Source organism: Microbacterium galbum, assembly GCF_032464915.1.
Classification (GTDB): domain Bacteria; phylum Actinomycetota; class Actinomycetes; order Actinomycetales; family Microbacteriaceae; genus Microbacterium; species Microbacterium galbum.
Map to the genome: position 1 here is coordinate 1,210,375 of NZ_JAWDIS010000001.1, position 20,603 is coordinate 1,230,977.

18 protein-coding genes are annotated in these 20,603 nt (G+C 72.1%); 5 read left to right on the top strand and 13 right to left on the bottom strand.

All coding sequences use genetic code 11. The features are described from left to right. Positions 1–76: 76 nt before the first annotated feature. The 7 genes from RWH45_RS05690 to RWH45_RS05720 all read right to left on the bottom strand — a co-directional run bounded on the left by RWH45_RS05690 (position 77) and on the right by RWH45_RS05720 (position 9,987). The gene (locus RWH45_RS05690; RefSeq protein ID WP_315993909.1) at positions 77–1,360 is read right to left on the bottom strand and encodes an allantoate amidohydrolase; all 1,284 of its coding nucleotides are present in this window, start codon (positions 1,358–1,360) and stop codon (positions 77–79) included. A gap of 43 nt (positions 1,361–1,403) precedes the next feature. Continuing rightward, positions 1,404–2,636 (bottom strand): pyridoxal-phosphate-dependent aminotransferase family protein, encoded by a 1,233-nt coding sequence (locus tag RWH45_RS05695; protein WP_315993910.1) that lies wholly within the window; start codon positions 2,634–2,636, stop codon positions 1,404–1,406. Positions 2,637–2,868: 232 nt separating this feature from the next. Beyond that, positions 2,869–4,539 carry an AtzH-like domain-containing protein gene (locus RWH45_RS05700; protein WP_315993911.1) on the bottom strand — a complete coding sequence of 557 codons (1,671 nt, stop codon included), beginning with the start codon at positions 4,537–4,539 and terminating at the stop codon, positions 2,869–2,871. 205 nt (positions 4,540–4,744) lie between these two features. Next, a complete protein-coding gene (locus RWH45_RS05705) occupies positions 4,745–5,974 on the bottom strand; it encodes an acetamidase/formamidase family protein (protein WP_437127322.1) in 1,230 nt (409 codons plus the stop codon). After that, positions 5,971–7,305, bottom strand: a complete 1,335-nt coding sequence (allB, locus tag RWH45_RS05710; RefSeq protein ID WP_315993912.1) for an allantoinase AllB — start codon at positions 7,303–7,305, stop codon at positions 5,971–5,973. The genes RWH45_RS05705 and allB overlap by 4 nt, the downstream gene beginning before the upstream one ends. A 10-nt stretch (positions 7,306–7,315) precedes the next feature. Further along, on the bottom strand, positions 7,316–8,302 hold the full coding sequence (locus RWH45_RS05715; RefSeq protein WP_315993913.1) for an aspartate/glutamate racemase family protein: 987 nt from the start codon (positions 8,300–8,302) through the stop codon (positions 7,316–7,318). Further along, entirely contained in the window at positions 8,299–9,987 is a 1,689-nt protein-coding gene (locus RWH45_RS05720) for an NCS1 family nucleobase:cation symporter-1 (protein ID WP_315993914.1), read from the bottom strand. The genes RWH45_RS05715 and RWH45_RS05720 overlap by 4 nt, the downstream gene beginning before the upstream one ends. 161 nt (positions 9,988–10,148) lie before the next feature. Here RWH45_RS05720 and RWH45_RS05725 point away from each other — a divergent pair, with 161 nt between their 5' ends. The 4 genes from RWH45_RS05725 (at position 10,149) to hpxO (ending at position 13,077) form a co-directional block, all read left to right on the top strand. Continuing rightward, a complete protein-coding gene (locus tag RWH45_RS05725; RefSeq protein ID WP_315993915.1) occupies positions 10,149–10,775 on the top strand; it encodes a helix-turn-helix domain-containing protein in 627 nt (208 codons plus the stop codon). Positions 10,776–10,989: 214 nt separating this feature from the next. Further along, complete coding sequence (gene uraD / locus RWH45_RS05730; RefSeq protein WP_315993916.1) at positions 10,990–11,517, top strand: 2-oxo-4-hydroxy-4-carboxy-5-ureidoimidazoline decarboxylase; 528 nt, start codon at positions 10,990–10,992, stop codon at positions 11,515–11,517. A 46-nt stretch (positions 11,518–11,563) separates the two neighbouring features. Further along, positions 11,564–11,884, top strand: a complete 321-nt coding sequence (gene uraH / locus RWH45_RS05735; RefSeq protein ID WP_315993917.1) for a hydroxyisourate hydrolase — start codon at positions 11,564–11,566, stop codon at positions 11,882–11,884. Positions 11,885–11,892: 8 nt separating this feature from the next. Beyond that, positions 11,893–13,077, top strand: coding sequence for an FAD-dependent urate hydroxylase HpxO (hpxO, locus tag RWH45_RS05740; RefSeq protein WP_315993918.1), 1,185 nt, complete (start codon positions 11,893–11,895; stop codon positions 13,075–13,077). A gap of 44 nt (positions 13,078–13,121) precedes the next feature. Here the strand turns inward: hpxO and RWH45_RS05745 are convergent, their stop codons facing one another. From RWH45_RS05745 to RWH45_RS05770, 6 genes are read right to left on the bottom strand one after another with little or no spacing between them, the layout of a single operon-like run. After that, the gene (locus RWH45_RS05745; RefSeq protein WP_315993919.1) at positions 13,122–14,189 is read right to left on the bottom strand and encodes an oxidoreductase; all 1,068 of its coding nucleotides are present in this window, start codon (positions 14,187–14,189) and stop codon (positions 13,122–13,124) included. Beyond that, positions 14,186–15,343 carry a M20 family metallopeptidase gene (locus RWH45_RS05750; protein WP_315993920.1) on the bottom strand — a complete coding sequence of 386 codons (1,158 nt, stop codon included), beginning with the start codon at positions 15,341–15,343 and terminating at the stop codon, positions 14,186–14,188. Before RWH45_RS05750 ends, RWH45_RS05745 begins: the two co-directional genes overlap by 4 nt. Further along, positions 15,340–16,347 (bottom strand): ketopantoate reductase family protein, encoded by a 1,008-nt coding sequence (locus tag RWH45_RS05755; protein WP_315993921.1) that lies wholly within the window; start codon positions 16,345–16,347, stop codon positions 15,340–15,342. Before RWH45_RS05755 ends, RWH45_RS05750 begins: the two co-directional genes overlap by 4 nt. Next, entirely contained in the window at positions 16,344–17,129 is a 786-nt protein-coding gene (locus tag RWH45_RS05760) for an SDR family NAD(P)-dependent oxidoreductase (protein ID WP_315993922.1), read from the bottom strand. The genes RWH45_RS05755 and RWH45_RS05760 overlap by 4 nt, the downstream gene beginning before the upstream one ends. Then, complete coding sequence (locus tag RWH45_RS05765) at positions 17,129–18,442, bottom strand: MFS transporter (RefSeq protein WP_315993923.1); 1,314 nt, start codon at positions 18,440–18,442, stop codon at positions 17,129–17,131. The genes RWH45_RS05760 and RWH45_RS05765 overlap by 1 nt, the downstream gene beginning before the upstream one ends. A 27-nt stretch (positions 18,443–18,469) precedes the next feature. Beyond that, the gene (locus RWH45_RS05770) at positions 18,470–19,369 is read right to left on the bottom strand and encodes a polysaccharide deacetylase family protein (protein WP_315993924.1); all 900 of its coding nucleotides are present in this window, start codon (positions 19,367–19,369) and stop codon (positions 18,470–18,472) included. A gap of 163 nt (positions 19,370–19,532) precedes the next feature. Here RWH45_RS05770 and RWH45_RS05775 point away from each other — a divergent pair, with 163 nt between their 5' ends. Beyond that, positions 19,533–20,573, top strand: coding sequence for an Lrp/AsnC family transcriptional regulator (locus RWH45_RS05775; protein ID WP_315993925.1), 1,041 nt, complete (start codon positions 19,533–19,535; stop codon positions 20,571–20,573). Positions 20,574–20,603: the final 30 nt, after the last annotated feature.

The following is a 20,603-nucleotide window of genomic DNA, read 5'->3' on the forward strand; positions in this document are numbered from 1 at the left end:
ATGGCCGGCGCCCCTGCGGCTGCCGCACCCGCGCACACCGCGCCCCGGAGCCATGGCCGGCGCCTGGGAGCACCCCTCAGCGCACCTCCGCCCCGAGGTGCAGCACCGCCTCGGCGAGCGCCCGGAGTCCGGCCGCGACGTCGGCCCCGGTGACCGCCTCATCGGGGTGGTGGCTGATGCCGTCGGGGTTGCGCAGGAACAGCATTCCGACCCCGGTGATCGCGCCGATCGACATGGCGTCGTGACCGGCGCGACTGAAGAGGGTCGGGGCGTCGGCCCCGATACCCGCGCGGACGACGTCTTGCAGCAGCGGTGCGCAGAACACCGCGGGAGCGCTGTGCACCTCTCGGGCGCGCCACCGCAGGCCCCGACGTCCCATGATCGCGTCGAGCTCGCTCGAGATCTCCGCCCACGTGTGATCGCGCGTGTCGTCGAACTCCCCGCGCAGGTCGAGTGAGAAGTGCGCCTCCCCGGGCACGACGTTCACGGCGCCCGGGAAGGCCTCGAGCTGCCCGACCGTCCCGATGATGTGATGCTCGCCCCGGCAGATGCGTTCGACCGCGAGGGCGGCCTCGCTCGCCCCGAGCAGAGCGTCGCGCCGCATGTCGTAGGGCGTGCCGCCGGCGTGCCGGGCCTCGCCCTCGACGACGAGCTGGAACCTCCGGGCCGAGGCGATCGACGACACCACGGCGAGCGCCTGCCCGCTGCGGTGCAGCTCGGGTCCCTGTTCGATGTGCGCCTCGAGGTAGGCGACGAGCTCGTCGGGTCGCCGCGCGGCCTCGCCCACGCGGCCCGGGTCGAGCCCGAAGTCGCGGAACGCTTCGCGCAGCGTGATGCCGTCGGCATCGGCGAGGTCCCACCACGCGGCATCCCATTGCCCGGCGACCGCTGACGAGCCCAGCAGGGCCTTGCCGAAGCGCGTCCCCTCCTCGTCGCTGAAAGCGATGACCTCGAGGGCGAAGGGGAAGGGACTGGATGCCGCGCCGTCATCGTCGACACGGCGCAGAAGCCGCACGACCTCGAGCGCCATCAGCACCCCGACGATGCCGTCGAAGCGTCCGGCGTCCGGGACGGTGTCCAGGTGCGACCCGAGCAGGAGAGCGGGGGCGTCGGGGGATCCCGCGGGGGCGAGGCGCCCCACCTGATTGCCGGCGGCGTCCTGGTGAGTCGTCATGCCGAGCTCGCGCATCCACTCCGCCGCGAGGCGGTTGACGCGTGCATGCTCGGGCGAGAGGTAGACGCGCGTGATGCTCCCGGGCGTCGCCGTGACCCGCGCGAGCTCCTCGCAGCGGCCCATCACGCGGCGCGATGCCGCCGCGATACGTTCGGGGGCGTCCTGCAGGCGTGTGGCGGCGGTCATGCGCGGCATCCCGTCGACGTCTCTCGGTGGGTGACGCTGCGCATCACGCGCCCGCCCCCGCGTACACGCCCTGCGCCGCCTCGACACCTCCACCTGCCGACACCGTCGCCCCGTGACGGCGCAGCACCGCCTCGAGGGCGGCCAGCGTCGTCAGCACGGCGTCCTTCCGAGCGTTGTACCCCATCGTCCCGATACGCCAGACGCGTCCGTGCAACGGACCGAACGAGGTGCCGATCTCGATGCCGAAGTCGCTCAGCAGCTCGCTCCGCACGGCGTCTCCGACCACGGCATCCGGGATCTCGACCGCGACGACGTTCGTCATCTTGTGCGCGACGTCGCCGAAGACGGTGAGCCCGAGCCCCTCGACACCCGCGAGCATGGCGTCGCCGTGCAGCCGGTGCCGCGCGATGACCTCGTCGCGGCCCTCGAGCAGCAGCACGCGCGCGCACTCCCGCGCGCCGTAGAGCATGGTGGTCGCCTCGGTGTGGTGGTTGAGGCGGCGCGGTCCCCAGTAGTCGAGGATCATCGCGAGGTCGAAGTAGTTCGAGCGGATGAAGTCGGATGCCACGGCATCGCCCTCCTCGCGGATGCCGGCCTCGACGCGGGCACGCGAGCGGACGACCTCGACCGCCCGCGCGGACAGGCTGATCGGCGCCGATCCGGAGGGGCCGCCGAGGCATTTCTGCAGTCCCGCGGTCGCGGCATCCAGGCCCCAGGCATCCATCTCGAAGGGGTTGCCGCCGAGCGAGGCCGTGGCGTCGGTGTAGAACAGCGCGCCGTGCGCACGGCAGATCTCGCCGATCTCGTCGAGCGGCTGGAGCATCGTGGTGGAGGTGTCGCCCTGCACGCACGCCACGAGGTGCGGCTGCGCCCGCTCGATCGCCTCGCGGATCGTCGACACCGGGAACACCTGCCCCCACGGCACCTCGATCGTGTGCACCTCGGCGAGGGCCCGCTCGGCGATCTCGGCGAGCAGGTGGCCGAACCGCCCGAAGACGGGCACCAGCACGCGGTCCCCGGGGCGGATGAGCGAGACCATGGCCGCCTCGATACCGGCACGGCTCGTGCCGTCGATGAGCAGCGTGGCGTCGTTGTCGGTGCCCCAGACCCGCCGATAGAGCTCCTGCGTCTCGGTCATCGTCGCCGTCATGAACGGGTCGTACTGGCCGACGAGCGGGGCGCCCATCGCGCGCAGCACGCTCGGGTACGCCGAGATGGGGCCAGGGCCCATGAGCAGGCGGGCGGGCGGGTCGATCGGGCCGGGGAGGTGGGTCATCGGGACTCCATGGTGCGGGTGGGGCGGGAGGCGGGGTGGAGCGACGCGGGGCGAGCTGCGACGCGGATCGGCACGGGGCGAGCGGTGCCGCGGGTCGGCACAACTTCGGCAATCCGGGCGATCGAGGCGTCGGATGCCGCCGAACGGCGCAACTGCAGGGGTTGTGCCGGCGCAGAGCGAGGCGCCGCCGGAACGGAGCGGGCCGCCGACCGAGTCGGGGCCGGCCGGCGGCTCATCGCCCGTCCCCCGCCCCGATCAGCGCAGCCAGCCGACGGGCGAGGCGGACGAGCGCGATGTCGGTGCCGGCGCGCGACACCAGGCACACGCCCACCGGCGCACCCCCGACCGTCAGGAGCGGCACCGAGATCGCGGGCAGGCCCGCCGCCGCCGCGGGGGCGGTCATGCGCAGGGTCGCCGCGCGGACGGCATCCACGTCGGCGGTGCGCAACGGCGCGGGGCCGGGGACGGTCGGGAAGATCAGCACGGCGCCGTCGACGAGCTCCGCCAGGTGCGCGGCGATCGGTTCGAGGTCGGCGCGGGCGCGGGACTCCTCGGCGGCGGTGATCTGCGACGCGGCGCGGAAGCGCTCGGCCACCGCCTCCCCCACGGCCCCGGGGTGCGCGCGCAGCCACTCGCCGTCGTTGCGCCAGGCCTCAGCGCCTTGCACGGTGCGGAACGCGGTGAAGGCGGCATCCACCTCGCCCGTGTGCACGGCGCGGAACGACGGCGGATCGTCGGATGCCGCGAGCGCCGCCAGCAACCGCGAGAAGGCCTCGCGCGTGTCGGGGTCGGCGCAGTCGAGGATCTCTTCCGGCACAAGGAAGCGCCACGGCAGGTCATCGCCCGAGGCTCCGTAGACGCTCTCGGTCGAGGCCGAGCCGTCGTAGCTGAGGCACCAGTCGGCCACGCGCTGCAGCGTGTCGCCGTCGCGGGTGAGCCAGCCGATCGTGTCGAACGACTGCGCGAGGGGCAGCATGCCCTGGCGCGGAACGAGGTCGTGGGTCGTTCTCAGCCCCCACAGACCCTGGTACGACGCGGGCACGCGGATGGAACCGGCCGTGTCGGTCGCGAGGCCGATGTCGGCGTGGCCCAGGGCGACGGCCGACGCCGGTCCACTCGAGGACCCGCCGGGGAGGGCTCCGACGACGGCACCGTTGGGCGGGGTGCCGTAGTGCACGTTGTCGCCCGCGATCGAGTAGGCGAACTCGTCGGTGCGCGCGATGCCGCGCAGTGAGGCACCCCCTCTCAGCAGATCCGCGACGGCGGGGGCCGTGGCCTTCTCGGGGCGTGCCTCTTCGAGATAGGCGGGATTGCCGGCCCCGATGCGGAAGCCCGCGATCGCGAACAGGTCTTTCACCGCGACCGTGAGGCCCGCCAGCGGTCCCTCCCACGCGCCCTGCAGGAACGGGTCGCCGACGCTGCGCCAGATCGTGCGGTCGAGCGCGGGAGTCCGCGGGGTGACGTGGGCGGCCGTGATGAGCCATCGCCCGTCGATGCGCTGCCAGATCTGCGTCTGCAGACCGCGCCCACCGCCTCGGAACGCCGAGACCGAGACGAGAAGGGCCACATCGCCGTCGTCGCTGCCTGCCGGGGTGCCCGGGGCGCCGGCATCGTCACGGACGTCGTCCGAGGCGACGGGTGCGGCCCGGCGTCCCGAGGAGAGAGGGCGGTAGTGGATCTCGGCGATCTCGCGCGGCGGCACGCCGCCGCGCAGAGCCCGGAAACCGCTGATCGCGTCGTGCCCGACCAGCAGACCCGCGGTGTCGCCTCGGAGGGTCTGCGTCCCGGGCGCGAAGAAGGCGTCGAGAGCGTCGAGGTCGTTCGCGACGATCGCGCTCTCGTAGGCGTCGAAAGCTGCGCGCAGGTCGTCCGGCATCGCTGCGTCGTCTGCGGGAACGGCCACGGCCTGTCCCTGTTCGGCATCCGTCATGAGCGTCGCCCGCCTTTCTGCTGCGTCGGGTGTCCGCGGAAGACCGACAGCCGAGGGATTCGTTCGGGACTCCCGGACACGCGATTCGCGGGCGGCAGCGGCGCGGCGACGTCGGTCGCCGACTCGACGCACACGTCAGCCGCTTCGGCGCGGGCCAGGGCTGCGGCCAGGATCGGGCTCACGCGACGCCTCCCTCGTGAGCAGATGCGAGCGGCACGGGCTCCACGGACGGGATCTCGGCGAAATCCGCCTCACGGATCCGCGCGTGCACGCCCGAGACGATGTCGACCACCTGCGAGATGTCGAAGTCGGTGGCGGCGCTCAGATAGGCGTAGGCGAGGTGCTCGTCCATGCCCCACCGTCCCCCGATGAGCGCCAGCGATGCACGGACGCACGCGCGCATCGCGGCGTCGAGGTCCGGGTCCATGCCGGTCGGCACGAGATGTTCGGGCGTTCGCACGAGCGGGCCGGTCACCTCGCCGAACGCCGCGCGGGCGGCATCCGCGGGGATCACCTCGAAGCGCAGCGTCGCGCGCAACGAGGCCTCGAGCGCGGTGAGCGCGACCTCGCCGTCGCCCTGGGCGAAGTGGGGATCGCCGACATACGCGAGGGCCCCGTCGACCTGCACCGGCAGGAACAGCGTGGTGCCTGCGACGAGAAGGTTGATGTCGATGTTGCCGCCGTGCGTGCCCGGCGGCACCGAGTGCGGTCGCTCGTCGGCCGCGACGGCCACGCCCATCGTGCCGAGGAACGGGGCGAGCGGGAAAGCGACGATCGGGTCGTCGCCCTCGACGATCGGCAGGGTTCCGTGCAGCACGCCCTCGCGCTCGGCGACGGCGGCGAAGACGCTGACGTTGTGCTCGCCGCGCGGCAGCTCGCCCACCAGCGCCCCCTTGCCGTGGCGGTTCGAGATCACGCCGTACGGGACGCGCGGGGTCAGGGTCTCGACGGTGATCTTCAACAGATCGCCGGGGCGGGCCCCGCGCACGTGCACGGGCCCCACCACGACGTGCGGTCCGTCGGCGAAGGGATCCCGAGCGACGGATGCCGCGATCTCGATCGCGTCGTCGAGCACGTGATCGGCGGGCACGCCGTGGGCCGCGAAGAAGGCGAGGGGGTCTTTGCCCTGGTCGTCGAGGATGCCCTCGTGACTGACGGTGTCGAACGTCACGCTCTCGCCCGAGCCGATCTCGAGCGCGGGCGCATCGGCCGCGCACGGAAGGCGCCCCCACATCACGGTGGCGGGTGTGGCGGGAAGGTAGTGGTCGCCGGGGACGAACCCGACGCCCGGCTGGAGGATGGGGACGGGTGTCGACGTGCGGGCGTGAGAGCCGGTCCCTTCGACGGGCTCAGGGACCTCCGTTCCGGCGGAGGCGACGGGCTCGTGGGCCTCGGGCGCGGCAGTCACGCCTGCACCGCCGCGGCCTCGCGCAGGAGCTCGCGCCCCTCCCGCTCGCTGACGGGCGCCCCTCGGCGATAGACCGACGAACCGCGCACCCAGGTCTCGCGTACGACGCCGGTCAGCGTCCTGCCGTGCCACGGCGACACCGGATTGCGGTACTCGAGACTCGCCGCGTCGACCACGACCTGCTCGTCGGGGGCGAAGGCCACGAGGTGCGCCGGAGCGCCGGGCTCGATCACTCCGAGGCCTGCGAGACCGGCGATGCGCGCGGGCCCCGTGGTCATGAGCGGCAGGAGGGTCTCGAACGCGAGCCCCCGCTCGCGCGCGGTCGTGTGGATGGCCGAGAGACCGGTCTGCAGGCCCGCGATGCCGCCCCAGGCGAGGCCGAAGTCGGGGTTGCTCTTCAGCTCGACCGTCGCGGGCGAGTGATCGCTCACGATGGCGTCGATCGTCCCGTCGACGACTCCGGCCCACAGGAGATCGCGGTTGCCCGCGCCGCGGATGGGCGGGCAGCACTTGAACGCCCCCGCGCCGTCGGGCACCTCCTCGGCATCGAGCGTGAGGTAGTGCGGGCACGTCTCGACCGTGAGGCGCACGCCCTCGGCCTTGGCCGCCCGCACCGCGTCGAGCGCGCCGCCGTCGGAGACGTGGACGATGTGCGCGCGGGCGCCCGTTCGGCGGGCGGCACCGATCACGCGCTCGATCGCCGCGCGCTCGCTCAGAGGCGGGCGGCTGACCTCGAAGTCGCGGTACCGGGGTCCGAGCGCGCCGTGCGCGGGCAGATGAGCGGGGTCTTCGGCGTGCACGATGAGGAGGCCGTCGAAGACCGCGAGCTCCGCGAGGCACTGCTCGAGCTGAACAGCGTCGAGGTGGCCGAACTCGTCGATGCCGCTCGGCGAGAGGAAGCACTTGAGACCGACGACGCCGGCGTCGGAGAGGGCGCGCAACGACCCGAGGTTCTCGGGCACCGCGCCGCCCCAGTACGCCACGTCGACGGCGAGCTTGCCGCGCGCGGCCGCTCGCTTGGCATCCAACGCCTCCACCGAGGTCGTCACGGGGACGCTGTTCAGCGGCATGTCGACCACCGTCGTGACGCCGCCCGCTGCCGCGGCCGCCGTTCCCGTCGCGAAGCCCTCCCACTCGGTGCGGCCGGGCTCGTCGAAGTGCACGTGCGAGTCGACCAGGCCCGGCAGCAGCGTCGCGTCCTGCGGGAGGACCGTGTCGGCGGTGGCGTCGAAGGACTCGAGCGCCGCGATGTGACCGTCGTCGATCACGAGGGTGGCGGGCGCGAAGGCGCCGTCGAGGAAGACCCGACGCGCGGCGATCCGTGTGCTCATGCCGTTCACGCTAAGCGCCCTGCGTTTCACGAATGTAACCGTCATCAACATCTGTGGGAACACCCGGAATTGCGCCACCTGGGGAGGAGTCGCGCCGGTGTCCGGAGCCCCCGCGCGGGATCTCGCAGCCGGATGCCGCCGGTGGCCCCGGGGCGTGCGCAGTGGCCCCGGGGCCACCCGCGAACGCCGCACCCCCGACACCGGGCACGACCGACGCCCCGGGGCCACCCGCGAACGCCGCCTCCCGACGCTCCGGCCCCACCGTCGCCGCGAAGCCGCTCCCCGCGCGCACCGGCTCGCGAACCGGCGGCGCCGCATACTCGTCGCGCTTGCTCGTCCCCAAGCCCATCCGCACCATCCCGGATGCCATCCCCACCGCCGCCGCCACCCCGTCGACGACCGGTACCCCGACGCGGGCCGTGAGCTCGGCGCACAGATCCGCCATTCCCGCGCAGCCGAGCACGATCACGTCGGCGCCGGAGGCCGCGGCATCCGCGCTGTAGCGGGCGATGGTCTCCACCGCCACGGAGCCCGTGTCCTCGAGATCGAGCACCGGGATGCCGGTGGCCGCGAGCGAGGCGCAGGCACGATCCATGCCGTACCGCGCGACGAGGTCGCGAGCCCGGCCGAGGGTGCGGCTCAGCGTCGTCACGACGCCGAAGTGCCGCCCCGACACCGCAGCCAGATGCATGGCTGCTTCGGCGATCCCGATCACGGGTACCTCGACCAGCTCGCGCGCCGCGTCGAGCCCCGGGTCGCCGAAGCACGCGATCACATAGGCGTCCGCCGGGTCGACGCCGTCGCGATCGGCCACGATCAGCTCCACGACCGCCGCCGCCGCCGCGATCTCGTCGACGTGGCTCTCGATGGCCGGCGCTCCGGTCGCCGGGCATACGGCGTCGATGACCACGTCGGGCCCCGCCACCCCCCGAGCGGCATCCGCGATCTTCGCGGTCATCGCCCGGGAGGTGTTGGGGTTCAGGAGCAGGATCCTCACGCGAGCGCCTCACGCCCACCGGCGACGCCCGGCGCCCGCTGCGGCGACGGCGCGCCCGAGGGGGCGTCGGTGGCGTCCGCAGCCGTCCGCGCGAGCACGAGGGCATCGGCCTCGGCGGGGGCCTCGACGGCATCCGTCGTCCCGTCGGAGATCCCCTCGGTCTCGCCGTCGAAGGTCGGGACGCGGGGATCGAGCCGCTCGAAGAGGAGGAAGAGCACCAGGCCCAACGCGCAACCGATGAACCAGCTGTAGTCGCTGACCGCCGAGACGTCGAACATCCCCAGGTCGGCGAAGAGCTTCGGGAAGATCGCGATCGCCACCGTCGGCACGCCCGCGGCGATGACGGCCTTCACCGCGTTCGGGTTGAATCCGTTGCGGTACCAGTAGGGGCCCGCGGCATCCATCGTGAACATCGCGTCGACGTTCACGCGCTGACGCGCCGCGAAGTAGTAGCCGGCGATCAGGATGCCGAAGAGCGGGCCGATCAGCGCACCCAGCACGCCGAGCGAGTAGTGGATGGCGTCGCTGTTGGAGTACCAGTTCCAGGGCATGAGGAACGTGGAGCCGACCGCCGCGATCATGCCGCCCGCGCGCCACGAGATCTTCTTCGGGGCGACGTTGGAGAAATCGAACGCGGGGGAGATGAAGTTGGCGACGATGTTGATGCCGACCGTGGCGGTCACGAAGGTGAGTCCGCCCAGCAGGATCGCGAACGGGGTGTCGATGCGCTCGACGGTCGCGATCGGGTCGGTGATGAGGTCACCGAACACGGGCACCGTGGCCGAGGCGGTGATGACAGTGAGGAGCGAGAAGAAGAGGAAGTTGATCGGCAGGCCCCAGAAGTTGCCCTTCTTCACCGCGGCGAAGCTCTTGCCGTAGCGGGCGAAGTCACCGAAGTTGAGCATCGGGCCCGAGAAGTACGACACGACCAGCGCGATCGCGGCGAACATCACCGGGATCGAGGCCCAGAAGTCGAGCTGGGTGGTCGAGAGGGTGAACGAGATGTTCTCGATGCCGGCCTGCGACACGAGGTAGACGGCGAGGACGATCATCACCAGGTAGACCGCCGGACCCGCCCAGTCGATGAAGCGGCGGATGACCTCCATGCCGTTCCAGAACAGCAGGAACTGCGCGGTCCACAGGATCGCGTACGAGATCCAGCCGAGCGCCGACAGGCCCGCGAACGACACGTCGAGCAGGGCCGCCGAACCCGGGATGAACTTCAGGAACACGATGTTCAGTGACTCGGCCGCGAGGAACGTCTGCACCCCGTACCAGGCGATCGCGATGAGACCGCGGATGATCGCGGGGATGTTCGCACCCCGGATGCCGAACACGACGCGGTTGATCACCGGGTAGGGGACGCCGGTCTTCTGGCTCGGCTTGGCGACGAGGTTCGCGAACACCTGCACGATGACGATTCCGGCGATCAGCGCCACGAGCACCTGCCACGACTGCAGGCCGAGGGCGAAGAGCGAGCCGGCGGTGACGTAGCCGCCGACGGAGTGCACGTCGCTCATCCAGAACGCGAAGATGTTGTAGCTCGACCACTTCTGCTTCCGCAGTGGAGCGAGGTCTTCGTTGGCGAGCCGGTCGTCGTAGTGCGGCTTCATGTTGCCGCCCCCGTGGGGGTGGCCGGCGGCCTCCACGAGATCGTGGGGGCCGGTGAGCGGGGTGGATGTCATGTCATTCCTCTCAGGACGGATGGATGCCACGACGTGGAGTCCGCGGCCGGAGTGGAGCTCTGATGTGAAGTTATGGGTTCACACGACCGTGGCGGTTTCGCTCATGTAACGAGTATGTGAAGTCGCTCCTTCACACTCGTCGGCTGCCTAGACTCGGGGGCATGACGCAGCCGCCCCTCGCCGACGCCGTCGAACACGACGCGGCCGTGGCGGCCGAGCCGTCGGCATCCGTCGGGGCGCGCATCCGCGACCTCCGTCAGGCCCGCGGCATCTCCGCACGCGCGCTGGCCGCGACCCTCGGCATCTCCCCCAGCGCCGTCTCGCAGATCGAGCGCGGAGTGATGCAGCCGAGCGTCTCGCGGCTCATCGCCATCACCGACGCCCTCGGCGTGCCGCTCGTCGCGGCGTTCGATCCGGCATCCGATCGTCCCGTCGATCCCGTCGGGCCCTCGGGCTTCACCCTGCAGCGCGCGGGGCAATCGCCCGACATCGTGCTCGACAGCGGCGTCTCGTTCCGTCGCCTGACCCCGGGCTCCTCCCCCGGCGTCGACTACTTCGAGTCGATCTACCCGCCCGGGGCCTCCGCGCACGGCGCCGACGGCCTCTTCCACCACGAGGGATACGAGGTCGGCACCGTCGTCGCAGGCGAGCTCACCATCGACTTCGAGGCCGAGCGCGTCATCCTGCGCGCCGGCGACGCGATCAGCTATCCCTGTTCGGTCCCCCACCGTCTGCACAACACCGGCGGGACGGATGCCGTGGCGCACTGGCTGATCGTGCACGCCTGACGCGCGCGATCGTCACCGGCGGTTCCCGCCGAGCACCCGCCACGTCATGAGAACAGGCGCCGGCACGAGAACAGGCCGGAATCCGCCGAATGGGCCTGTTCCGGTGGCATCCCCTGTTCTCGTGACGCCGCACACGCCCGAAATGTTCCCCACAGCAACATCGCCGACACATCGCGCCACAGCCCCGTAACGCGGCCCGCCTAGCCTGGCCCGCATGCTCCTGCGCCACTTCCACGCCCTCGACGACGCGGAGGCCTCGGCCGTGGTCCGCGTGTGGGCCGACGTCCCCGGATGGGTCGACGCCATCGTCGACGCCCGGCCGTACGCCGACGTCGACGCCCTCGCGGCCTACGCCGCGGACCTCGCGTCGGCGTGGTCGCCCGACGACCTCGCCACCGCCCTGCACGCGCACCCCCGCATCGGCGCGAAGGTGTCGGGCGAGGGGGCCGAGGCCACGGCATCCCGTCGCGAGCAGGGATCCATGGCATCCGCCGCCGACGACGACGTGGCGGCCATCGCCGCCGGGAACGCCGCGTACGAGGGGCGTTTCGGCCGTGTCTTCCTCATCCGCGCCGCCGGACGCACGCCGGGCGAGATGCGGGCCGAGCTCGAGCGTCGGCTGACGAACGACCCGGCGGCCGAGACGATCGAGGCGACGCGACAGCTCGCCGAGATCGCCCTGCTGCGCCTGCGAACCACGTTCGCCGACGACGCGCCCGCCGAACCGGAGGACGCGGAGTGACCCGCAGCGCCCTCACCCCCGCACGAGCCGCCCGAGGAGTCTTGCGATGACGCACCTGACCACCCACATCCTGGATGCCACGGCCGGCACCCCCGCAGCCGGCGTCACCGTCACGCTGGCCCACCTCGACGGCGCGACGATCGACTCCGCGACCACCGACGCCGACGGTCGCCTCGCCCTCGGCCCCGACGTGCTCGGCGACGGCGACTACGCCCTCACCTTCGGTACGGGGGCCTACTTCCGCGGGCGCGGCGTCGCGTCGTTCCACCCCGTGGCGGTGGTCGCGTTCACCGTCGCCGGCGAGGCTCATCTGCACGTGCCGTTGCTGCTGAGCCCGTTCGCCTACTCGACCTACCGCGGCAGCTGAGGAGAGTCATGAAGGTCATCGTCATCGGCGCGGGTGTCGGCGGAACCTCGGCCGCCCTCGCCCTGCAGAAGCTCGGCCACGAGGTCGTGGTCTACGACCGCATGCGCGAGAACCGCCCGGTGGGAGCCGCCCTGTCGCTGTGGTCGAACGGCGTGAAGGTGCTCAACTGGCTCGGCCTCGGTCCGCAGGTCGCCGCCCTCGGTGGGCGGATGGACGACATGGCCTACTACGACGGCCACACCGGCGCCGAGCTCTGCCGCTTCAGCCTCGCCCCCGTGACCGCGCAGACGGGCCAGCGCCCCTATCCCGTCGCCCGCGCCGACCTGCAGGCCCTGATGATGGATGCCGTCGGCCCGGCGAACATCCGCCTCGGGATGCAGCTGGTCGCCGTGGCCGACGACGGCGAGACCGTCACCGCGACCTTCGCCGACGGGTCGACCGACACCGCCGACCTGCTCATCGGCGCCGACGGGGCGCGCTCGATCGTGCGGGACTACGTGACGGAGCCCACCGGCATCCGTCCCGAGCGGTCCTACTCCGGATACGTCAACTACAACGGTCTGGTGGCCGCGGACGAGCGCATCGGACCGCTCGACCAGTGGACGACGTACGTGGGCGACGGAAAACGGTGCGCGGTGATGCCCGTCGCGGGCGACCGCTTCTACTTCTTCGTCGACGTGCCGGGGCCCTCGGGGGTGCTCGAGGACCGCATGGCCGCGCTCGAGGAGGCGTTCGGCGCGTGGGGCGCCCCCGGTGTGCGGGCCCTGCTCGACGGCATCGACCCCGACGAGTCGCTCAACCGCGTGGAGATCTGGGACATCGACCCCTTCGACACCTGGGTGCGCGGGAGGGTCGCGATCCTCGGCGACGCCGCGCACAACACCGCGCCCGACATCGGCCAGGGCGCCTGCTCGGCCCTGGAGGACAGCTTCGCCCTCGGCATCGTCTTCGCCACCTCGACCCTGGGCGTCGAGGACTCGCTGAAGCGCTATGAGCGCATCCGCACCGAGCGCGCGGGCGACCTCGTGCTGCGCGCCCGGAAGCGGGCGTTCGAGACGCACGCCTTCGACGTCGATGCGACGCAGGCCTGGTACGAGGGCCTGCGCCGCGAGGACGGGACGGGTGTCATCCGGGGGATCGTCGGCAACATCGAGGGCAGCCCGGTGGAGCTGGGCGCGAGCGTCCTGGGCTGAGGGCGCCGATACCGGACGACCGTCGCGGCCGCGCCTGCCCGCGTTCAGTACGCCCGAAGGCGCTGCGGCGGGATCCAATCGACGGTCGCGCCGAGTTCACGCGCCCAGCGCAGAGGCGTGCTCGGGTCGCGCAGGGCCGCGCGCCCGATACGCACCGCGTCGACGCCGCGCTGCACGACCTCCTCCGCCTGCTGCGCCGTCTCGATCAGACCGACGGCCGAGGCGACGACACCCTCCCGGGTGATGCGCTCGGCGAGGTGCGCCTGATAGCCCGGCCCGACGGGGATGTCGGCGAGCACGAGCCCTCCGGATGAGGCGTCCACGGCATCCGCTCCCGCCTCGACCGCCCACCCCGCGACGGTGGCGGCATCGTCGGGGGTGAGACCCCCCTCGACCCAGTCGGTCGCCGACAACCGCACGATGATCGGCACCGTCGGCAGCTCCGCTCGGATGCGACGGACGATGTCGAGCAACAGGGTCGCCCGGCCGGCGAGGTCGCCTCCGTAGCGATCGTCGCGGCGGTTCGACAGCGGCGACAGCAGCTGGTGAAGCAGATAGCCGTGGGCCGCGTGCACCTCGACCACGTCGAAGCCCGCGTCGTCCGCACGGCGCGCGGCGGCCACGAACGCCTCGGCGACGGCTTCGAGCTCGGCGGTCGTGGCCGGGCGCGGCGCCGCCAGACCCATGACCGGCGCGTCCGATGCCGACACCGTCTGCCAGCCACCCTGCTCGACGGGGACGGAGCCCCGCTCGTCGCCGTCGCGGCCGAAGCCTGCGAAGGTGCTCGCCTTGGCGCCGGCGTGGTTCAGCTGCACGCCGATCGCCGCGCCCTGCGCGTGGGCGAACGCGACGATGCCGCGCCACGCCTCGACCTGCGCCTCGTTCCACAGCCCGGTGTCCTGGCGGGTGATGCGCCCCTCGGGGACGACCGCCGTCGCTTCGACCACGAGCAGACCGGTGCCGCCCGCGGCGAGCGCGCCGTAGTGCACCCGGTGCCAATCGGTGGGGATGCCGTCGTACGCATCGACCGAGTACTGGCACATCGGGGCGATCCAGATGCGGTTGCGCAGCGTCAGCTCGCGCAGCCTCATCGGCTCGACGATGCCGGTCACGCGGCATCCCCTCCGCCCAGGCGCACGAGGATGCCGGCCGCGAGCGCCGTGCGCTGCACCATGCCGTCGATGGAGATCCACTCGTGACGCGCGTGCGCGCCGTCGCCCACGGCGCCGAGGCCGTCGAGCACCGGCAGCCCCAGAGCGGCGGCGAAGTTGCCGTCGCTGGCGCCGCCGACCGAGATCTCCTCGACCGCCCATCCCTGCTCCGCCGAGACCGCCTCTGCGATGCGGAACAGCGCCACCGTCGATGCGCTCCGCGGCATGACCGGTCGGTTCCACCCGCCGGCGATGTCCAACGTCGCCTCCGCGCGGTGGGGCTCGAGGGCGGCGAGCGCGGCGTCGATCCTTTCGCTCTCGGCCACGTCGGTCACGCGCACATCGACGAGGGCGTCGGCGCGACCGGCGGTGACGTTGGAGCGGGACCCACCCGCGACGGTGCCGACATTGACGCTCGTCCCGGCACCGAGGTCCGCGAGCGCGTGCAGGGCGAGCACGACGCGGGCCATCTCGTCGATGGCGCTGACCCCCCGCTCCGGGTCGAGCCCCGCGTGGCCCTCGACGCCGTGCGTCGTGACGCGGAAGATCCCCACGCCCTTGCGCGCCGTCTTGAGCGCGCCGCGGGCGCTCGCCTCGAAGACCAGCACGGCGTCGCGGCCCGTGACGGCCTCCTCGATGTGCGGGCGGGAGCCGAGCGAACCGATCTCCTCGTCGCCGTTGAGCACGAGACGGATGGCGGGCAGCGGCAGTCCCTGAGCGCGGGCGATGGCGATCGCGTGCGTCGCCTGGACGAGACCCGCCTTCATGTCGAAGACGCCGGGGCCGGTGAGCCGATCGCCGTCGACCGTGACGGGCCACTCGGCGAGGGTGCCGAGGGGCCACACGGTGTCGTAGTGGCAGAGGATCGCGACGGACCCCGCGCCGCCGCCCGTCGCCGCCCAGTCGAGCACGGCGACATCGCCGTGGGGAGCGGCGTCGATCACGCGCTCCGCGTCGGGGGCGCCGAGGTGGCGCGTCACGAAGGCGCGCACCCACGCGAGTCCCCCCGCGAGGGCGTCGAGGTCGTCCGAGGGGGTCTCCTGCTGCGTGTACGCCGTCAGGTCGGCGACGAGCGCCTCGCGCGCGGCCTCGGCGGCCGTGACCAGCGCGCTCATGCCGTCACCATCCGGTCGAGCTCGTCGAGGTGCGCCTCGTCCATCGCGATGGCGTGCGTCTCGAGCTGCTCGATGCGCGACACCAGCCACCGCGTGAGCGGGGCCGGGATCCCCCGGCGTTCGGCTGCTTCCAGCACCGGCGCGTACTGCGTCGGAACCTCGGTGCGCCGACCGCGCACGGCGATGTCGCGCCAGATCCCCGAGCGCTTCTTCGTCTGGCGGGCGAGCCAGGCCACGAGCCCGTCGGTCGCGGCGTCGGCGGCGCTCGCCTCGCCGAGGTAGTCGTAGGGGACGAAGGCGTCGAACCCCTCGAGGTGGATCCCCTCGGCGACCGCGACCTCCAGCACTTCCCGCACGAGGGCGTGCAGGCCCGCGCGGTGGCGGTCGATCAGGTCGCCCATGTCGTCGTCGGCGAGGGCGGATGCCACGAGCATCGCGCCGAATCCCAGCTTCGACCACAGGAATCCGGGCACGTTGTCGGAGACGATCGGCGTGCCCCACTCGCGCAGATCGTGGGCGAGTGCGCGGACGCGGTCACTGGACCCGCCGGCGTGCTCGCCCAGCGCGATGTCGCCGATGCCGCCGTCGCGCACCACACCGGGCTCGACGACGTCGGCGAACAGGTCGACGAAGGCGGCGACCGTGCGGTCGACGCCGATGTGCCGGGCAATGGTGGCCTCGTTCAAACCGTTCTGCATCGACGCGACCCACCCGTCGGGGGCGAGACGCGGCGCGATCCACTCGGCGACGGCGTCGGTGGCCTGCGCCTTGACGGCGAGGAGCACCGCGCCGAGCTCGTCGGGAGCCTCCTCGGGGGTCGAGATCGGCAGGCGCGCCGTGAACGCCCCACCGGGGTGCTCGATGCGCAGGCCGCGCTCGCGCACGGCGGCGATGTGCTCGGCATCCGTGTCGATCAGGCGTACCTCCGCCCCGGCCCGATGCAGGTGCACCGCGAGGGTGCCGCCGATGGCTCCCGCGCCGATGATCGTGTAATTCGAGGTCATTCGTGCTCTCCCTGGCCGGTGGCGGCCCAGTGTTGCGGGAGGTGCCACGCGCCGGTCGACGATCCGCCGTCGACGCGCAGCACCTCCCCGGTGATCCATTCGGCTTCTCCACCCGCGAGCCAGACGACGGCGCGGGCGATGTCGGCGGGCGTCCCCCGGCGACCGAGAGGCGTGTCGCCGACAGCGGCGGCGTACTCGTCTGTGACGGGATTCACGCGCGAATCGACGGTGACGAACCCCGGCGAGACGGCGTTGACCCGGATGCCATGGGGCCCGAGTTCGAGGGCCGAGGCCCGGGTCGCGGCCTCCAGCGCCGCCTTCGACGTCGAGTACGGCGCCGCTCCCGGTCGAGCGCGCAGCGCCGCTCCGGAAGAGATGTTGACGACGGATGCCGGACGCCCGGCCTCGATGGCGCGGCGCGCGAGAGCCACGGTGAGCAGCACGGGCGCGCGCGTGTTCACGTCGAGCACGCGGTCCCAGGTGTGCGCGTCGAGGTCGAGGAAGGGCGTCGCGGGGTACACGCCCGCGCTGGAGACGAGCACGTCGACGGGTGCGGTCGACCACGCCGTGCGCATCAGGTCGGCGGGGGCGTCGGCCTCGCGGAGGTCGACCGTCGTCGTGGCGCAGCTCGGCGCGCCCGCGTCGAGGGCCAGGGCGGCCGTTTCGGCGAGGGGCTCGGCGTGCAGGTCGGCGACGGTGAGCGCCTCGCCGCGTCGTGCGAAGGCGAGGGCGATCTCGCGGCCGATCCCCGACCCCGCCCCGGTCACGAGGACGTGACGCATCAGTCCAGCTCCTTGCCCTTGGTCTCGGGCATGGTGAGGTACACCGCGAGGCCGATCGCCGCGGCGATGGACGCGTAGAGCCAGACCCATCCGCCGTAGCCGTTCGTGTTCATCCACGTGGTGATGTACGGCGCGGTGCCGCCGAAGCAGGCGACCGCGAGGGCGTACGGGAGGCCGATGCCCGTCGCGCGCACCTCGGGCGGGAACTGCTCCGCCATGATCACCGCGCAGTTCGCCGAGTAGCCGACCAGCAGCACGATGCCGATGATCTCCACGGCCAGCAGCGCCCAGAATCCGCCGCCGATCAGCTGGAAGGCGGGCCACGCGAAGATGAGGAAGCCGCCCGCGAAGGCCGCCATGGTGGGCTTGCGACCGATCTTGTCGGAGAGCAGACCCCCGAAGGGCAGCAGCACGATGAAGATGATCATCGCGATGACGTTCGCCAGCAGTGCCTGGTTCAGCGGGATGCCCGTGGTGACCGCCGCGTAGGTGGGCATGAAGTTGACCCACATGTAGTAGAGCAGGGTGCCGGCGATGGTGATGCCGAAGACGCGCAGCGTGGCCTTGGGGTGGTCGCGGAACATTCGCACGAAGGCGTTGTGGCGGGCGGGCTTCGCGGAGCCGTCGACGCGCTCCCGGCCGGTCGCGAACGACTGCGTCTCCTCGATGCCCCGCCGCAGCCACAGCCCGACGAATCCGAGCGAGGCGGCGAAGATGAAGGCGGCGCGCCAGCCCCAGCTGTCGACCGCTTCCGGCGGCAGCGCGGTCGTGATCGTGAAACCGAGCGCCGACGCGATGAGTACGCCCGCGGCGACCGAGACCTGCTGCCACGATCCGGCGAATCCACGCCGTTGGGGAGCAGCGGATTCGACGAGGAACGCCGACGCCGAGCCGAACTCCCCGCCCGCGGCGAAGCCCTGGGCAAGGCGGGCGAGCACGAGCAGCAGCGGCGCGAAGATGCCGACCTGTTCGTAGGTCGGAGCGAGGCCGATCACGAGGGTGGCGACCGCCATCAGGGTGATGGTGAAGAGCAGGCCCTTCTTGCGGCCGAAACGGTCGGCGTACGTGCCCATGACCGCGGCGCCGATGGGACGCATGATGAAGCCGACGGCGAAGATGGCGAGCGTCGACAGCAGGGCCGCGACGTCGTTGCCCGCGGGGAAGAAGTGGTGGGCGAAGATCGACGAGAACGTCGAGTAGACGGCCCAGTCGACGAACTCGACGGCGTTGCCGATCGAGCCGGCGACGATCGCCTTCTTGCCCTTCTTGCTGAGCTTCGTCGCGTGGACGGTCTCGGGTGCGGTGGAGGTCATCTGCATTCTCTCTCGAGGCGGTGCGGGTCAGAGGAGGGGGCGCACGTGGGCGGCCAGGTCGGCGTGGGTGCCGATCCACACGTCGTCGAACGAGCGGATGTGACGGAGCAGCTCATCGAGGATCCGCAGGCGCGAGCGGTGCCCGATGATGTGCGGGTGCATGGTCAGCTGGAAGACCCCGCCCTCCTCGCGCGCCGCGTCGAACTCGTCGATCCAGATCTGCAGGAGGCTGCGGGGCGGCATGTGGGGACGGAGGCCGCCGAAGCGGTCCATCATCAAGTACGGGGCGTCGTCACGGATCCACTCGACCGGAATCTCGACGACCCCGGTGCGCTCGCCGTGCTCCAGCAGCTCGTAGGGGTCGGCATCCGCCATCAGCGAGGAGTCGTACACGAACCCGAGCTCGCGGATGACGGCGAGCGTCGACCCCGAGAAGTCCCACGACGGGGTCCGGATGCCGGTCGGGCGATGTCCGATCTGCCGCTCGAAGACATCGAGGCACCGGCTGACGAGCTCGAGCTCGTCGTCGTGGCCGAGTGCGGTGTTGCGCTCGTGGATCCAGCCGTGCACGGCGACTTCGTGACCGCCCGCGACGTAGGACGGCGCCTCGTCCGGCCGCAGCAGAGCGCAGACCGCGGGCATGTAGAACGACGAGGGCGCCTCGTACCGGGCGAGCAGGTCGAGGATCCGGGGCACCGCGAACCGTGCGCCGAACTCGCCCTGCGCCATCCGACCCGGTGACGTCTCCCCGTCGCGGAGGGGGATCGACTCGTGGTCGGAGTCGAACGACAGCAGCACGGCGACCCGCGCGCCCGACGGCCATCGCTGTGCGGGGTCGTCGTGCACGAGCCGGCGCCCCGCCCGGACGTGCTCCACGTGGCCGCGCCACACGCTCTCGTCCCACTGCCACGGTTGCTGCTCGTCCATGCGATCCTCCTGGCCCTCGACGACACCTGCGTCATCGATGCAGGCAACTGTAGGAATAAACAAACTTGGAGGCAAGCATGATGGGCAAATGTGTCGTTCGTGTTTCCTCGAATGGGATATTCGCGTTCCGGCCAGCGAGAGGCGGCTGAGATAGGTTGAGACCGTGCACCGATCAGACCCGCGCGCGGTCCGACCCCAGCTCGACGAGACCGATCTCGACATCGTGGCGGCCCTGCACATCGCCCCCCGCGTCCCCACGGCCGCACTGGCCGACATCCTCGGCATCCCCACCAGTACCGCCTCCCGGCGCCTCGCGCGCCTGCAGGACGAACGCCTTCTCCGGGTCGTCGGTCGGTTCGCCTGGGAGCTGATCACCTCGAGCAACCCGTTCGAGCTGTGGGTCACCTCCACCCCCGGGCACTCCGAGGCCGTCGTGAGCGAGCTCTTGCGCATTCCGGACGTGCAGTTCGTGCTCCGCACCAGCGGCGCGGCCGACATCTACGCCAACCTGTTCCCGCTGCGCGGGTCGGACCCCCACGACCTGCTGACCTCGACGATCCCCTCCATCCCCGGGGTGCGCGCCATCGACAGCCGGATGATCCTGGAGCCCGCGAAGGTCGGACAATCGTGGCGGTACCGCCGACTCGACGCCGCGCGCACCGCGGAGCTCGAGAAGCACTCCTCCGTGGCCGACGGCGAACCGCTCCGCGACCTCGAACAGCTGTCGGACCTCGAGTTCGAGACCATGCGGATGCTCGGCGCGAACGGCCGCGTCACCGCCGCCGAGGTGGGGCGCACGCTCGGCGTCTCGCCCACGACCGCCGCCCGCGCGATGCGGCTCCTCATCCACTCCGGGGCCATCTCCCCCCGCATCGAGATCCAGCCCGACCTCATGGGCTTCCCCCTCAACGCGGTCGTCACCATCGACGTCCGGCCGCGCGACATCCGCGGCGCGCTCGACACCCTCGCCGCGCACCCCAGCGTGCGCCTGCTGTCGACCGTCACCGGCTCGGCGCCGGTCAGCCTCGCGGGCGTCTTCGCCGGGCCCGTCGATCTCGCCCGCTTCGTGCGCGACGACCTCGGCACCCTCGCCGGCGTCAGATCGGTGCAGTCGGTCGCGGGCCTGCGGCTCGAACGCCGGTACTGGGTCGATCGCGACGGCCTGCGCCTCGGCGACTCCGTCGAGGGTGTGCTGCGCCGCTGAGCGGAACCACCTCCGGAGCCTCGCGGGTCG